The sequence below is a fragment of the Bizionia sp. M204 genome, from assembly GCF_023205095.1.
In the GTDB taxonomy this organism is placed as follows: domain Bacteria; phylum Bacteroidota; class Bacteroidia; order Flavobacteriales; family Flavobacteriaceae; genus Algorimicrobium; species Algorimicrobium hallyeonense.
This window is the reverse complement of record NZ_CP046242.1, coordinates 1,448,573-1,464,542: the sequence shown is the minus strand read 5'-3', so window position 1 is coordinate 1,464,542 and position 15,970 is coordinate 1,448,573. Positions and strand designations below refer to the sequence as shown.

The following is a 15,970-nucleotide window of genomic DNA, read 5'->3' as shown; positions in this document are numbered from 1 at the left end:
TTTTTTTAAACGGATTAGATGCTAATCTTGACCCAAATGAATAATTGCGTTTTCCTATTGAAATATTCTAGAAAATAAGCTGTATTGTTTGGTAAACGCTATGAGGTCATTCCTTATTATATCTTTTAATTCCTGTTATGCTTTTTCTATTCAAATTGAAACCCTATTTTTAGTGACGATTTTAATTAGGTAATTTTTTAGGTCTTTAATCTTAGATAAATCAACCCGTCATGAGTCTGTTTTTTAAAAAAAGTATCATTGCTACAACAGGATTATTTCTTTGTATTTTTCTGATGGTTCATTTGTCGGCAAATATACTCTTGCTATTTCCGGAAGCTACAGCTAGAAGCCTATACAATGCGTATTCAACCACTTTAAGAGAGAGTACACTTATTATGATTGTCGCCTATTTACTGTATCTATCTATTATTTTTCATGTTATTTATGCGGGCATCATCACCTATAAAAACCGGCGTTCTAAAAGTGACCGCTATATCATTAATCATAAAAACGAAACCAGTAGTTGGGCTTCTCAAAATATGGGGGTTTTAGGGGTGCTCATTTTAATTTTTATTGGTGTTCACCTCGTTAATTTTTGGGCGCGCGTTAAATTGGGAATAGGTGCGGAGGTAAAAACCGATATGGCCGGAAATATAGATGTTTACGAAGTTGCCTATGCCTTATTTCATAATATCTATTACGTGCTTTTCTACATAATTTTAATGATTCCATTAGGATTTCATTTGCACCACGGCCTTCAATCCGCTTTTAAAACCTTGGGTTTTTATCATAAAAAAGGACTTCAAGTATTGGCTAAAATTGCACTTATTTATGCCATTATTGTGAGCCTTGGTTTTGGGATTATACCCATAATCGTTTATTTCAAATAGTTAGAACATGACATTAGATTCAAAAATTCCAGAAGGTAGGCTAGAGGATAAGTGGAAAAACTATCAAGCCAAATCGCATTTAATTAATCCGGCCAATAGAAAGAAACTCAATATTATGGTTGTGGGTTCTGGATTATCAGGCGCTGGAGCAGCAGCTACATTAGCAGAACTTGGGTATCAGGTGCAATGTTTTTGTTATCAGGACTCCGCAAGACGTGCACATTCTATAGCGGCTCAAGGCGGTATAAATGCAGCCAAAAATTACCAACATGATGGGGATAGTGTTTGGCGTATGTTTCATGATACGCTAAAAGGTGGCGATTTCAGGTCGCGGGAAGCCAACACCTATCGGTTGGCTGAATTATCAGCGCCTTTAATAGATCATTTTGTGCAACAGGGTGTTCCGTTTGCACGCGAATATGGTGGTGTTTTGGCCAATAGAAGTTTTGGTGGTGTGCAAGTTCAACGTACCTTTTATGCGCGCGGACAAACAGGGCAGCAGTTAGTATTGGCGGCTTATTCACAATTATCTAAAATGATTCGCGCTAAAAAAGTGGACATGCTACCACGGCATGAAGTTTTGGACCTTGTTGTTATTAATGGAAAAGCAAAAGGTGTTATTGCGCGGGATTTAGAAACTGGTGCTATTAAACGATTTGCTGCTGATGCAGTTGTGCTAGCCACAGGTGGTTATTCTCGTGTTTTCAGATTGTCCACGTTGGCCATAGGGTGTAATGGCAGTGCTATTTGGAAGGCTCATAAACGCGGTGCATTTTTTGCAGCACCTAGTTTTACTCAAATTCATCCTACCGCCTTACCACAAACGAGTAAGGCGCAATCAAAACTGACTTTAATGTCTGAATCCCTCCGTAATGATGGTCGGATTTGGGTACCTAAAAACAAAGACGATTCTAGAAAACCTCAAGACATTCCCGAAGAAGAACGCGATTATTACCTAGAAAGGCGCTACCCGAGTTTTGGAAATTTGGCGCCTCGAGATATTGCTTCGCGCGCTGCAAAAGAACGTATAGATGCGGGTCATGGTGTGGGTCCATTGAAAAATGCCGTGTATTTAGATTTTAAGCATGCCATTGCCAAAATGGGAAAGGACACCATTACCGATAAATATGGGAATTTGTTTACCATGTATGAAAAAATAACAGGAATAAACGCCTATCATGAGCCGATGAAGATTTCGCCAGCAGCGCATTTTTCCATGGGTGGACTGTGGGTGGATTATGAATTAATGACCACCATTCCGGGTTTATACGCTATAGGTGAATGTAATTATTCCGATCATGGTGCCAATAGACTGGGGGCGAATTCCCTGCTTCAAACCAGTATAGACGGATATTTTATTTTACCGAATACTATTACTAATTATTTGGAAGGGGAATTACACGCAGAGCGTCCCAGCATAACACATCCGGAATTCGCCAAAGTAGAAGCCTCTGTTAAACAACAAATTCAAAAACTTTTAGATATAAATGGCAGTCGCACTTCCGATGATTTTCATCGCGAGTTGGGAAACGTTATGTGGCAAGAATGTGCTATGAGTCGGAATAAAGCGGGATTAGAAAAGGCCATTACTCAAATAAAACATATTAAAGCCGCCTTTTGGAAGGATGTCAAAGTTACAGGAAGCGCAAATGAGATGAATCCTGAATTAGAAAAAGCCTTGCGTTTAGCCGATTTTATGGAGTTGGCCATGTTGATGTGTACCGATGCTCTTCAACGAAACGAATCCTGTGGTGCGCATTTTCGGGAAGAATACCAAACGGAAGAAGGTGAAGCCAAGCGCAATGATGCGGATTATGCTTACGTTTCTGTTTGGGAATATCAAGAAGCGGATTTTAAACTGCATAAAGAAATTTTAGAATTTGAATATATTCAGCCAACGGAAAGAAGTTATAAATAATAACCAGATGAAAATAACCTTTAACATATGGAGGCAAGACCATTCGGGAGCTCAAGGCTCTTTAAAAGCATATATTGTTGATGGATTATCCGGAGATATGTCTTTTTTAGAAGCTTTGGACTATCTGAATGAAACCCTTGTATTAAAAAACGAAAAAGTCATTGCTTTTGAGTCCGATTGTCGGGAAGGTATTTGTGGGCAATGTGGCGTGTTTATTAATGGCAGAGCACATGGACCGCATGATCATATTACAACCTGCCAATTGCATATGCGTAGCTTTAAAGATGGGGATACCATTGTTGTAGAACCCTGGCGCGCAGCTGCTTTTCCGGTTATTAAGGATTTAGTAGTTAACCGAACGGCCTTCGATAGAATAGTGGAACAAGGCGCCTATATAACAGCAAAAACAGGTACAGCTGCCGAAGCTAATGCCATTCTCATTTCCAAAGATGTGGCCGATGCCGCTATGGATGTCGCCGCCTGTATAGGTTGTGGTGCTTGTGTGGCAACTTGTAAAAATGCATCTGCAGCCTTATTTACCTCGGCAAAAATAAACCACTTAAATAAACTTCCACAAGGTGAACCGGAAGCCCATAAGCGGTTGTTGGATATGACAGCCCAAATGGAATTAGAAAATTTTGGCAGTTGTACCTTTACGGCGGCATGTGAAGTAGAATGTCCCGCGGAGATTTCCATCCGGAGTATTGCCGAAATGAATGCACGCTATATGAAAGCTAAACTATGTCGTTAATATGGACATAAACACCTTATATTTGGTTGATAATTAAACGGGGTATTGCTAGCGAATTTCACATTATTTAATCATTTTAAACTATTAGAATCCTAGTATCTATTGACAGATGTATATAAAATCGATATCTTAGTCTTTTATTAAAAAGGTTGAGTTTATTTTAAAACATCTTGTCGCGTTATTGCTTCATACATTTCCGGGATTCAATTTAAAACGCGTTTTGGGTTATTCCTTGAAACTTATGATTTTTATCATAGGAAAAGCGCGCTAGAAGCTTTAACTTATCCCATTAATTTAAAATATATTTTATGAGAAAACACATTCTATTACCAACTGATTTTTCTGATAATGCTTGGATTGCAGCTTTATATGCCTTTAAGCTGTATGAGGCTGTACCTTGTACGTTTTATTTTTTACATTCCTCTATAATAAAAGGTTCTACGCGATCGAGTATGTCTAGTAAACTCACGCGTGTTGTTACTGAAAACGCCAAAAACGGTTTAGCACAAGTTAAACAAAAGGCAGAACAGCACTATGCCAATGCGAACCACCAATTTGAAACTATTTTAAGTTCGTATGATTTGAGAGACTCATTGGAATCTATTATAAAAAAGCAGAAAATAGATTTGGTTATCATGGGAACAAAAGGCGCCACAAAAGCGGAAGAAATTGTTTTTGGAAGTAATACGGTACATATCATCCAAAGCGTGAAACAGTGTCCGGTTTTAGCAATTCCCGATGAATATGAATTTAAACAGCCAGAAAAAATTGCTTTCCCAACCGACTTTAGTCGAAGTTATGGTGATGAATTACAACCATTAAAAGATATGGCAGCCCTGTACAATTCTAAAATTGAAATAGTTCATATAAACAAAGCTCATGATATTTCAGAAGCGCAGGATTACAACTTAGATCAATTAAAAGTAGCTTTAAAAGACTATTCGCCTAATTTTCATTCCATGCCTTCAGAAGGTAGTAAAGAACGTGGAATTACCCACTTTATTGAGAAATTTGATATCAACATGTTGGTAATGATAAACTATCCACATAGTTTTATTGATAGCTTTATGAAAGAACCTATAATAAAAAAAATAGGTTTTAAATCCAGTATTCCATTTCTCGTTATTCCAGGTTAAAACAAATATTAATTACACACTATAAAAAAAGGTGTCGCTTTAACAATACCGACAAAACCCTTAATGAAATTTACTTATGAGACATCACATTTTATTACCTACTGATTTTTCAGACAATGCTTGGAGTGCAGCTTTGTATGCATTAAATCTATATGCTAGCGAGCCTTGTACTTTTTATTTTTCACATGCCTGGACGTTTTTAAATTCGGGCGCACGAACACATATTCCTCAAAGTTCCATAGAGCCTGTTCAAAAGAAATTAAAGGAAAAATTGGCAGCATTTAAAGATCGAGCAGAACAGGAAAGTAGAGACCGCGATCATACCTTTGAAACAATTTTTAGTGAAGGTTCTGTATTGGATTGTATGGAAGTTGCTGTTAAAAAACATAATATACGATTAGTTGTTATGGGTACTAAAGGTGCTACAGGCGCTCAAGAATTTTTATATGGTAGTAATACGGTTACCGTAATGAATAGAATGAGACGTTGCCCGGTCTTATTAATTCCAAGTAATTTTGAATATGAAACGCCAAATAACATGGTTTTTCCAACAAAATTTAATCGTTTTTATGGCGAAGAGTTAAAGTTTATCAAGGAAATTGCCGATTTACATGGGTCTAAAATTGAGATTGTTCATATTAATAAAAAGGACAAACTTGAAGACAAACAGCTTGAAAATGTGGACATGCTAAAAACGTACTTTAAGGATTATAATATTAATTTTAACTGGCTTACAAAGACTAGAAAAAAAGAACAAGCTATCACCCGTTTTATTAAGGAGAATAATAGTAATATTCTTACCATGATTAATTATGAGCATAGCTTTGTTGAAAAATTAATTAAGGAACCGGTAATAAAAAAAATGGGCTATCACTCCATCATTCCGTTTCTAGTTATACCACGTGTGGATTAGTACGTCCTTATTTAGTGTGTTGAAACCACTGGATTTCTATAGTACTTATTTAAAAGGGTGTGGCGAAAGGTTGGCATGGATTACAAAAGTTGTTTAAGCGAATCTGCGAGACCTTTGTACACGAAAGCATTAATCATTTGAATAAAATGCCATCACTATAGTGTGAATTGTCAGGAAACTTTAAAAACGGGAAAAACGAATCTCTTCAAAACAGTTTATAGCCTTATAAATGAAAATAATTAGGAATGTAATGGATGCGTTATTTCAAATCTTTACCTGTTTACAGCTCCTAGATGTAAGACCTACTGCATGACCTTCAGACCATTACTTTATTTCTTTTTTATGCTGGGCTTTCTCGTTTTGAATGTCTTACCGAGCTATGCGTACCAACAAAAACCGGTTGATAGCGCCGCTTATTTTAGAGAAAAGGTTGAAAATCCATTACACAAGGCCGATTTAATACAGGCCTTTGCGTTTTACAATAGGCTGAAAGAGCAAAATTTGAAAAAGTCTAATCTTGTTCACGCTATTTACAATTTGCGACTAATAGCAATTATTCAAAATAAGTTAGGTTTCTATTATGACAGCGAAGAAACGGCTATTGAAGCTTTAAGCTTATTGGATAATATGCCAGTAGATTCGGCGACCACTGAAAGTCGTATTGGAATTTACAACCAGCTCGGTAAAATTTATCGTCAATTATTAGATTATGATAAAGCCATTAGCTATTATCAACGCGCGCTTGACTTGGATACAGTGCAATTCCAGCAAATTAAACTTAAAAATAATATGGGTTTTGCGCTTATAAAATCGGGGCAGTGGGACCAAGCATTTACCGAATTTGAAAGCCTCAAAAAAGCATTAGTACACGTTCGAGATTCCGCAGAGAAAGCGCGCATTCTACACAACTACGCTATGGTAAAAGGAAAACTTCGGCATCCAGATGCCGTTTCTTATTTTAATCAAGCACGTCAAATCCGACAACAATTAGGGAAGACCTATGAGGTTATTGGAAGTTATATGGATCTTTCAAATTATTATATGGAAATTGGCGATACCAGTCAAGCCAAACAACATGCACGAAAAGCCTACCATTTGGCGGAAAACACGAAGAACGCTACTATTATTTCAGAAAGTATGGATTTGGTCATCGGTTTAAAAACGGACCCAGAAGTACTATTTTACAAACAGATTCGGGATAGTATAGAACGGGCTAATTTGCTTACCGACGGAAAATATGCCTCCAAGAAATACGATGTATTTAAACAGGAAAAAATAGCCAGTGCAAACTTGCTTCAAGCTGAAAAAGAGAAAAACTTGAAATTAATTTACGGATACACAGCCATTCTCATTATTATATTAGGTTTTATTTGGTTTTTAATAACGCGGCATCGGCATAAAAAACAAAAACAATTGGAGGTTTATAATACCGAACTGCGCATTTCAAAAAAAGTACATGATGAGGTCGCTAATGATGTCTATCATTTAATGAATAAATTGCAGCAATCTACCATGAGTCGTGATGGTATTTTAGATGATTTAGAAGCTGTCTATGAAAAAACCAGAGATATTTCTAGAGAATATCACGAAATAGATGTTTCAAATAATTATCAAGACCTCCTAAAGGATTTAATATCCAATTATCAAAACCCAGATACGAACATTATTATAAAGGGCATCTCAAAAATAAATTGGGAAGCCGTTTCGGAAAATAAAAAAGTAGCTATATATCGGGTAATTCAAGAATTAATGACCAATATGAAAAAGCATAGCGCTGCAAAAGTGGTTGTTTTGGACTTCACTAAAACTGGATCAAAAGTACATATTAACTATTCGGATAATGGTGTTGGATGTCACATAGAAAAACAAAATGGTTTGCAAAATGCGGAAAACCGTATAAATACTATAAATGGTTCTATTACTTTTAAGTCTCAAATTAACCAAGGCTTTAGTGCTTTTATTACCGTTTAAGATGTTTAAAAAAGTTATAGTTTCAGACGATTTAATTAGTATTAATTTAGGAATGTTAACCATTCTGGATACCTTAAAAATAACCGATGTCACCTCCGTTCAATATTGTGACGATGCCTATTTACGGATTCAAAGTGCCCGTTTAAATAATGAACCTTACGATTTATTGATAACAGATTTATCATTTAAAAAAGATCATAGAGATCAAAAATATGCATCCGGAGAAGACTTAATAAAAGCATTACATACTAGTTTTCCCGATTTAAAAATTATTGTTTATTCCATTGAAGACAGGATTCAAACCGTAAAACGCCTTATAAATGATTATGGAGTGAAAGCCTATGTTTGCAAGGGCAGACGCGGACTTATTGAGTTAAACGAAGCCATACAGGCCGTTTATCATAACGAACGCTATGTATCAGAAGTGGTATCGCAAGCTTTGCGTAAGACGTCTGATTTGGAAATTGATGATTATGATATTTTATTATTAAAGCAATTGTCTTTAGGCTTATCCCAGGAGCAAATCAGTCAGCAATACAAGGCAAAAGGCATGTCGCCTAGTAGTTTGAGTTCCATTGAAAAACGACTTAATAAACTCCGCATTCAATTTAAAGCCAAAAACGCCATTCATTTAGTGGCTATTGTTAAAGATTTAGGGCTTATTTAATTATTTACCACCCATTACGGAAAACAGTAAGGAAGTACAGCTAAAGCACCTTATGTTTGCTTTGCTATTTATTGAGATAAAAACAGGGGAGTTTTTTAAGCGCACAAATTTTGTGCGCTTTTTTCATTTACAAGCCTTTTAATTGCTGAATAAGAAGCCGTGTTTTAGGCATCTTAATTTTTAATTATACCAGATTGGTGCTGGTTTGCCCAATTCAAACCCTGGAAGATTAAAATCGTCCACGCTAATGGCGTTTGTTGTAAAAATAGAATTACCCTCCGTTGGTATAGAGGGGTAGAAGGATATGGATAATTGAATGGATTCAAACACGAGATAATCATTTTTCAGGATAACACCGGCCGAAAATGATGAATACAGTTTACTAGAAATAAGCTTGGTGTTTTCAGTACCCAATAAAGCCGATTTAATATTTAAATAGGGATTAACGCGGAAACCCATAAGTTCCCAAGGCGGATAAAATTGCGTTTGGAGTGTTATTAAAAACTTGGAGGTTCCTAGCAGGTCACTATCAAAACCCGGTATTCCCATATTTTCGTTATTGGCATTTTCTACGTCGTAATAATTTCTAAAATCATTGTATTCATCTATGGTAACGCGGTCACCGACTGAATTTAAACGGTTTTTGCCAATTAATACCTGCGACTTAATAAATTGACGCATTTTCCATGTGCTCCCCAAGGATATTAAATTCGTAAAATAATTGGCGCTAAAGGAGTAGGCCGTTTGTTCTTTTTTAGATGTATTAAAAAAAGTCCCATATTCCATATTAAGACTTAAGTAGCCCCAATTGTAATAATTGCCATGTCCAACTTTAGCCCCCAGATACAAGCGGTTCTGACTGTTTTTTCGTTGATTTCCAGCAATAATAGCCAAATAATCACCTACAGGAACACTTTCTATAATACCATCTCTGAATAGATAGCGATCGTCCACAAACTGTCTGGAGGAAATACCAATGCTTCCTAAATAAAATGTTTCACTTGAAAAGTATTGAATACTATCATAGGCCAAGGAAGGGGGTTCTCTGTAATTGAGATTTAAAAACCGGAATGACGTAATTATATTTGTTGTTCGTTCGCGTTCGGTATTTCCCTTAAATAAATCGAAAGAATAGCCTGCCCACAGATCTTGAGATTGGTATTTTAAATCTTGAACACCTAAATCCATGTTCGCATCTGGTAACCATTTTCGTGCAAATTGTTCGTCTATATAAACACCTGCTGCCCACTTGGTATAGGCCGAGAAAAATGGACGTTCTATGTTTAAATATTTACTTTTAGCACCCTCCAAAGTTGTGGTATAACCTGCAGCCGAATTGATATAGGTGTTTTTAAAGTTTGAAACCGCGTAGCGCACATCATAAGCCGATTTATTGTCGCTAAATCTAGTGTCATAGCGCATTTTGAATTGATGTCCAAAACCTAGAAAATTTTCCTCTCGTAATTTTACTTTCAGTTTGGAACTGGAAATGGAGCCACTAGGGATTAAACTCCAAGAATCTAAAGTTGTTATATACACATCCACAGAATCCCTACTACCTGCCACATGCTCCACCTTAAAGGCAACTTCTCTAATAAAATCTTGAGACCTCAATAAACGTTCTGATTCTATTAGTAATAAACTGTCTAAAGGTTGATTTTTTTCAAACATCAAGTAATTTCTAATGGCAAAATCTTTGGATTTTAAATGAACTGTATTCCCTGCTTTTTCCAGCCAACTATTTGCGGTTTCTGTGGAGTCGGTAAAGGAAAACCCGAAGGGATCGTGACTGTCAACATAAATATGTCTAACGATTTTATTTTCTACATCACGAAAATTGGATCTTTTAGGAACCGTGGTTTTTCGGTTTTGATTGGTTTTATTTTTAAAAATAAGATTGTGTAGGAATTTTGTTGATTTCGATTTTTCTGAAAAGTTTTCAATCTTCTCATAAACACTATCGGTTGCATTTTTGTCTTTTTCCTCTATTTGCGAAAAGCCAATATGAGAAACAGCCAAAACTAGGAATAAAGTAATTTTTAAAACGTGATTATACATAGTTAGCGTAAATCCATTATATCTCTAACCTATTGTCAGTTGGTTAATTTGTTTTTTTTAGGGTTTCCTAGAAATCCTAATTATAAGAATGCAAATATATAGGTATTTATATGAGTTTGCAGAAATAAAATGCTTGGTGTTACCTGGGAACTTGTAAAAGAAAGCGAGTGGGGTGTAAGAATTTAGGTGCTTACTTATTGTAAATCTTTTAATTCTTATTTCCGAGATGTATAAACCTATAAAGGTCAGGAAATTATCAGGACTTACTTTTGAAAGTGATTGCAAAGTGATGGATGGAATGAAGGTGGTTTTGGTTTTGAAATTTAGAAGGATAACTTATAATTAATATTATAATACGGGTTCCCGTAAGGTAAATTTGGTTGATTGTTATAGGTTTGATGATACTAATCAATTTATAAATAACATGAAAAAATATACCTTATTACCTCTACTATTATTAGTTTTAAGTTGTTCACCTAAATACATCAAGTTCAATCCAGCAGGAGATGAAATTACGACAACAGAAAGATTGTCCGAATTTTTGAATAACAATCCGTCTCCCAAAATTGTTTTAAGAACACCAAATACCGGACAAGCCACAGAAGAAAATGATGTCAGTAGCCTATACAGTGCGATTGAGAAGGAGTTTTTAAGTCAAGGTTTTATAGTAAGAGACCGTAATTTATTTAATCAGGTTATTTCTAATAATGAAAACACCGTGGATTATGCAAAGTTGAAGGCTAAAACAGATACGGATTTAATAATTGAACTCATTAAACTTGATAGTGAGGTTATTTATGAAACGAATAAGTATTTTACGGATAAAGGAAGGAATGGTCTCCTTAAAGACCCATACAAGCAATATGGTGCTATTGTGGAATTTAAGGTTGTTTTAATAGATAATAATGAATTTGCAGGAACATACAAATTCCATTACGCACCATGTGCAGAAGGGTTAGGGTGTGAGATAAATGAGTCATTTAAAAAACGAATGAAGCGTATTGAGAAAGAACGAGAAGGATATGTAGTTGTAGAAAAGGATATATTAGAGGACTTTATGAGAGACGCTACAGCTCGTTTCGTTGAAGACATGAGAAAATAGTTTAAGAATATAAATTTGGTATTATGAATACAAGTTTTAAGAATTATGTAATTTCTATAATGGTTATTTTTTGCACCTTGAATGTATATTCTCAGGATGTTAGATGTAATGAGCTGTTAACTTTTGTAAAAAAGGAAGGAAAAAAGAAAGGAAGTGTGAACGCTATGCAGTTAATAAATTCCTCATGGTTAAAAAGTGTTGCATGTTATGAGGTGGATGGTAATTTGGCTGTAATAGCCAATATAAAGACAAATGAATATAGTTTATATGGTAAAGAATATATATTCTGTGGAATACCGCTATCCAATTGGAATGCTTTTTATAATGGTTTATACGCTATAGGAACCAGTTATGGCGAACGGTTTCATAAATATATTTATAAGTATAAATGTGACTGTGATTGATATAAAAGGATAAACATAACACTTTTAAATTTCAGTAATATATAATGCTTATATATTTACTTTTTCTATCTTTAAACTCTTCTTGTAAAATGATAGTAAAAAAATTAATTAAATTTATTTTTACTAAAACTTCATGTTGAATCTATGAACAAAAAAGACCTGTCAGAAAGAGATATTTGCAGTAAGTTTATAAATCCAGCCCTTCAAAAAGCAGGCTGGAATATGAGAACCCAAGTTAGAGAAGAAGTCTCATTTACGGATGGTCGAATCATTGTTCAAGGGAACTTATACACACGTGGAAAAAGTAAACGTGCGGATTATATCCTCTATTACAAATCTAATATTCCAATAGCTATTATTGAGGCAAAAGATAATAAAAAGCCTGTTGGACATGGTATGCAACAAGCTCTGGAATATTCTGAAATTCTGCAAGTTCCATTTATATTCACTTCCAATGGTGATTCTTTTGTATTTCATGATAAAACAAGAACAGACGGAACTTTAGAAGAAGAGTTAACATTAAACAGTTTTCCTTCACCTGAAACCTTGTGGAAGAAATATTTAGAACATAAAAAAATTGAAACCCCAAAAGCTCAAGAAATAGTAGGGAAAAACTATTATGCTGATGAAAGCGGTATGAAGCCTAGATACTATCAGCAAAATGCCGTTAATAGAACTTTAGAAGCTATTGCAAAGGAGCAACAACGCATCATCTTGGTAATGGCAACCGGAACAGGCAAAACCTACACAGCTTTTAATATTATTTGGCGCCTTTGGAAAACAGGAGTTAAAAAGCGAATTTTATTTTTAGCAGATAGAAATGCCTTATTAACGCAAACAAAAAATGGTGATTTCTCGCCTTTCGGGAATGATATCATGCACATTATTAAAAACCGAAAGATTGATAAATCCTATCAAATATACTTCGCTTTATATCAAGGTTTGACTTCTAATGATGAAGATAAAAATGCTTACAAAGAATTTAGTCCAGATTTTTTCGATTTAATAGTTATTGACGAATGTCATAGAGGTAGTGCGTCTGAAGCTTCTGCTTGGAGAGACGTATTGACTTATTTTAGTTCTGCAACACATATAGGACTTACAGCAACGCCTAAAGAAACTAAAGACGTTTCTAATATGGAGTATTTTGGTGAGCCAGTATATACTTATTCCTTAAAACAGGGAATTGATGATGGCTTTTTAGCGCCTTATAAAGTGGTGCGAATTACAACAAATGTAGATGAAGGCTGGAGACCAACAGCTGGCTTAATTGATAAGTATGGAAATGAAGTAAAAGACCGTATTTATAATTTAAAAGATTACGATAGAACGTTAGCTATAGACGAACGCACAGAATTAATTGCGAAAAAAATTACAGAGTATCTAAAAGCAACAGACCGTTTCGCAAAAACAATTGTGTTTTGTGTAGATATAGACCATGCAAATAGAATGCGACAAGCATTAATAAATGAGAATGCCGATTTAGTTGCAAAACACTGGAATTACTGCGTGAAAATTACTGGTGATGATGAAGTAGGAAAGCAAGAATTAGATAATTTTACAGATGTAGAAGAACGCTTTCCTGTTATAGCTACTACTTCTAAAATGTTAACCACTGGTATTGATACCAAAATGGTTAAAGTGATTGTTTTGGAATCTAATATACAGTCTGTGACTGAATTCAAACAAATAATAGGTAGAGGTACACGAATACGTGAAGCGGAAGGTAAAGTCTATTTTACGATTATGGATTTTAGAAAAGCCACCAACATATTCGCAAGACCTGATTTTGATGGTGACCCTGTTCAAATTTATGAACCAGAACCAGGTGGTTCAGTGGTACCACCAGATACTATTGAACCAACACTACCAGATAGTGGAGAACCCAATAATCCAGATCTATTTCCACCAACGCCACCTGATATTAATATCGATGGAGGGGAACATGAAGTGAAAAAATTCTACGTCAACCAAATACCTGTATCGGTGGTTAATGAACGTGTTCAGTATTACGGAAAAGACGGAAAGCTAATTACAGAGTCCTTAAAAGATTATTCAAGAAAAAATATTACGAAAGAGTTTGCCTCCTTAGACGATTTTATTCAACGATGGAATGAGTCTGAAAAGAAAGAGGAATTAATAAAAGAGCTTGCAGAACATGGAGTTCTTCTTGAAGCCTTGCGTGAAGAGGTAGGAAAAGATTTAGACGATTTCGATTTAATCTGCCACATTGCCTTCGATCAACCTGCTTTAACGCGACAAGAACGAGCCAACAACGTACGCAAACGTAACTATTTTACGAAGTACAGCGAAACCGCACAAAAGGTTTTAAATAGCTTATTAGATAAATATGAAAAGGAAGGTATTGTGAGTATAGAACAAGGTTCTGTACTTAAAGTGAAACCTTTAAATGAAATGGGCTCGCCTGTAGAATTGGTGAGAGCTTTTGGTAAACGTAAAGATTTTGAAGAAGCAGTTAAAGAATTAGAAAACGAAATATATAATATTGCCTAATGGAACAAAGAATTGAAATTATCAATAACTGGAATCTTCAAAAAGTTTTCAACCAATTAGAAAATGGTAATATGAAAATCCCAAGATTTCAACGTGGCTATGTTTGGGAAAGAAGTAAAATAGTGAAATTACTTAATAGTATACAAAGTCAATATCCTATTGGTTCATTTTTTATTTGGGAAGCTGGTAAAGAATATAAAAACTTTTGTCGTGAGATTAAAGATTTGAATTTGCCTGAAAATCCAGAATCAAATTATTTTAGTTTTATTTTAGATGGACAACAACGTATTACCTCTCTTTATGTTGCTTTAAAAGGGAAAACTATAGGGAAAACAGATTTTTCTTCAATTTGTTATAATGTGGAAAAGCAGATGTTTCATATTCCTCGTCTTAAAAATGAAAATCATAATATTCCTGCTTGGAAGCTTTTTGACACATCAGAATATGGCAAAGTATTAACTAAGTATGTCTTATATGATAATGATAACAACACAAAACTTCATGAAAATTGGAGTAATTGCCAACAGGTATTTTCAGATTATCCTATTAGTATAATTAAGACTTTAAAAATGGAGCTTGATGAAGTTGTTACCATTTTTGAAAGAATAAATCAAGGAGGTAAAAGATTGTCATTATTCGATTTAGTTCACGCTAGTGCTTGGTCTCCAGATTTCGATTTAAGAGATAAGATTAAAATATTTAATAATGAAACAAATGTCAAAGCTTTTGGAGGTGTAGAAAATGAAGTATTTATTCAATCCTTATCATTAAATGCTTTTGGAGATTGTAAAAACAAAAATCAATTAAACCTAACAGCCGCAATATGTGATGAATATTGGGATAAAACAGCTGAGAGTATTCGATTAACTTTAGATTTTGTAAAAATATTTGGAGTTCGTTTTATTAGTTATTTACCTTACAATGCTTTTCTTCCAATTTTACAGTATTATTTTTATAAATCTAAAAAGAAAAGTATTGCAGCCAGCCACTTTAAGTTTATAGAGAATTGGTTTTGGACAGCTACCTTTTCTGCACGTTTTTCTAGCTCTAGTTTAACTAAAATGAAAGACGACGCAGACTGGATAACTAAATTAATCAAAGAGCAACTGCAAGAAAATGTTTTTGGTGTTTCATTAACCTTAAAAGAACTTGCTAAAGTTAATATGCAAACTAAATCTGTCATCAAAAACGGAGTGGTTTGTTTGATGGCTCTAAAAAACCCTAAAGATTTTGATAACAGTATTCCCGTGATGTTAGATAAATCTAATATTGCAAAATCTAATGGTAAAGAGAATCACCATTTCTTCCCGTATTCTTTAAAAGATAAATTCGGTACAACAGCTAAAGGAATCAATTCACTACTTAATTTTGCACTAATATCTGGAAGATTAAATCGTGAAATTTCTAATAAATTACCATCTGAATATATTGCTGATTATATTTCCAAGAATCCGAATATAAAATCAGATTTAGAAAGTCACTTTATTTCAGTTGAAGCTATTAAAGCAGTGAAGAATAATGATTTTGAAACATTTATCGCAGAACGTGCAAAATCAATTATGCCTAAAATATATGAAAAAGTAAAGGTTGGTGAATTTTCAAAACCTGAAGAAGAATTAATTGAAGAGAATATAGAATCATAAGTT

General features: G+C 34.6%; 12 protein-coding genes. 11 read left to right on the top strand and 1 reads right to left on the bottom strand.

Going from position 1 to position 15,970, the window contains the following annotated elements; all coding sequences use genetic code 11:
* Positions 1 to 230 precede the first annotated feature (230 nt).
* The 7 genes from GMA17_RS06610 (at position 231) to GMA17_RS06580 (ending at position 8,246) form a co-directional block, all read left to right on the top strand.
* Positions 231 to 890 carry a succinate dehydrogenase cytochrome b subunit gene (locus GMA17_RS06610; RefSeq protein WP_248400336.1) on the top strand — a complete coding sequence of 220 codons (660 nt, stop codon included), beginning with the start codon at positions 231 to 233 and terminating at the stop codon, positions 888 to 890.
* A 7-nt stretch (positions 891 to 897) separates the two neighbouring features.
* A complete protein-coding gene (locus GMA17_RS06605; protein WP_248400335.1) occupies positions 898 to 2,808 on the top strand; it encodes a fumarate reductase/succinate dehydrogenase flavoprotein subunit in 1,911 nt (636 codons plus the stop codon).
* A 7-nt stretch (positions 2,809 to 2,815) separates the two neighbouring features.
* Positions 2,816 to 3,559 (top strand): succinate dehydrogenase/fumarate reductase iron-sulfur subunit, encoded by a 744-nt coding sequence (locus GMA17_RS06600; protein ID WP_248400334.1) that lies wholly within the window; start codon positions 2,816 to 2,818, stop codon positions 3,557 to 3,559.
* Between the two features lie 308 nt (positions 3,560 to 3,867).
* Positions 3,868 to 4,695 carry a universal stress protein gene (locus tag GMA17_RS06595; protein WP_248400333.1) on the top strand — a complete coding sequence of 276 codons (828 nt, stop codon included), beginning with the start codon at positions 3,868 to 3,870 and terminating at the stop codon, positions 4,693 to 4,695.
* 76 nt (positions 4,696 to 4,771) lie between these two features.
* Positions 4,772 to 5,608 (top strand): universal stress protein, encoded by an 837-nt coding sequence (locus GMA17_RS06590; protein WP_248400332.1) that lies wholly within the window; start codon positions 4,772 to 4,774, stop codon positions 5,606 to 5,608.
* 309 nt (positions 5,609 to 5,917) lie between these two features.
* Entirely contained in the window at positions 5,918 to 7,579 is a 1,662-nt protein-coding gene (locus GMA17_RS06585; protein WP_248400330.1) for a tetratricopeptide repeat protein, read from the top strand.
* A gap of 1 nt (position 7,580) precedes the next feature.
* On the top strand, positions 7,581 to 8,246 hold the full coding sequence (locus GMA17_RS06580) for a DUF5932 domain-containing protein (RefSeq protein ID WP_248400328.1): 666 nt from the start codon (positions 7,581 to 7,583) through the stop codon (positions 8,244 to 8,246).
* Between the two features lie 180 nt (positions 8,247 to 8,426).
* On the opposite strand, the gene GMA17_RS06575 is transcribed toward GMA17_RS06580, so the two are convergent.
* Positions 8,427 to 10,304: a hypothetical protein gene (locus GMA17_RS06575; protein ID WP_248400327.1), complete on the bottom strand. Its 1,878-nt coding sequence runs from the start codon at positions 10,302 to 10,304 to the stop codon at positions 8,427 to 8,429.
* A 424-nt stretch (positions 10,305 to 10,728) separates the two neighbouring features.
* On the opposite strand from GMA17_RS06575, the gene GMA17_RS06570 reads away from it, so the two are divergent.
* The 4 genes from GMA17_RS06570 (at position 10,729) to GMA17_RS06555 (ending at position 15,967) form a co-directional block, all read left to right on the top strand.
* A complete protein-coding gene (locus GMA17_RS06570) occupies positions 10,729 to 11,406 on the top strand; it encodes a hypothetical protein (RefSeq protein ID WP_248400325.1) in 678 nt (225 codons plus the stop codon).
* Between the two features lie 23 nt (positions 11,407 to 11,429).
* Complete coding sequence (locus GMA17_RS06565; RefSeq protein ID WP_248400324.1) at positions 11,430 to 11,810, top strand: hypothetical protein; 381 nt, start codon at positions 11,430 to 11,432, stop codon at positions 11,808 to 11,810.
* A 144-nt stretch (positions 11,811 to 11,954) separates the two neighbouring features.
* Positions 11,955 to 14,324 carry an EcoAI/FtnUII family type I restriction enzme subunit R gene (gene hsdR / locus GMA17_RS06560; RefSeq protein WP_248400323.1) on the top strand — a complete coding sequence of 790 codons (2,370 nt, stop codon included), beginning with the start codon at positions 11,955 to 11,957 and terminating at the stop codon, positions 14,322 to 14,324.
* Positions 14,324 to 15,967 (top strand): DUF262 domain-containing protein, encoded by a 1,644-nt coding sequence (locus tag GMA17_RS06555; protein WP_248400322.1) that lies wholly within the window; start codon positions 14,324 to 14,326, stop codon positions 15,965 to 15,967. Before hsdR ends, GMA17_RS06555 begins: the two co-directional genes overlap by 1 nt.
* The last annotated feature ends 3 nt before the right edge of the window (positions 15,968 to 15,970 follow it).

Bases quoted from the DNA above. Each gene is read 5' to 3' on its own strand.
- GMA17_RS06580 (WP_248400328.1), top strand. From the start codon at position 7,581: ATGTTTAAAAAAGTTATAGTTTCAGACGATTTAATTAGTATTAATTTA.
- GMA17_RS06600 (WP_248400334.1), top strand. From the start codon at position 2,816: ATGAAAATAACCTTTAACATATGGAGGCAAGACCATTCGGGAGCTCAA.
- GMA17_RS06585 (WP_248400330.1), top strand. From the start codon at position 5,918: ATGACCTTCAGACCATTACTTTATTTCTTTTTTATGCTGGGCTTTCTC.
- GMA17_RS06590 (WP_248400332.1), top strand. From the start codon at position 4,772: ATGAGACATCACATTTTATTACCTACTGATTTTTCAGACAATGCTTGG.
- GMA17_RS06605 (WP_248400335.1), top strand. From the start codon at position 898: ATGACATTAGATTCAAAAATTCCAGAAGGTAGGCTAGAGGATAAGTGG.
- GMA17_RS06595 (WP_248400333.1), top strand. From the start codon at position 3,868: ATGAGAAAACACATTCTATTACCAACTGATTTTTCTGATAATGCTTGG.
- hsdR (WP_248400323.1), top strand. From the start codon at position 11,955: ATGAACAAAAAAGACCTGTCAGAAAGAGATATTTGCAGTAAGTTTATA.
- GMA17_RS06610 (WP_248400336.1), top strand. From the start codon at position 231: ATGAGTCTGTTTTTTAAAAAAAGTATCATTGCTACAACAGGATTATTT.
- GMA17_RS06565 (WP_248400324.1), top strand. From the start codon at position 11,430: ATGAATACAAGTTTTAAGAATTATGTAATTTCTATAATGGTTATTTTT.
- GMA17_RS06555 (WP_248400322.1), top strand. From the start codon at position 14,324: ATGGAACAAAGAATTGAAATTATCAATAACTGGAATCTTCAAAAAGTT.
- GMA17_RS06575 (WP_248400327.1), bottom strand. From the start codon at position 10,304: ATGTATAATCACGTTTTAAAAATTACTTTATTCCTAGTTTTGGCTGTT.
- GMA17_RS06570 (WP_248400325.1), top strand. From the start codon at position 10,729: ATGAAAAAATATACCTTATTACCTCTACTATTATTAGTTTTAAGTTGT.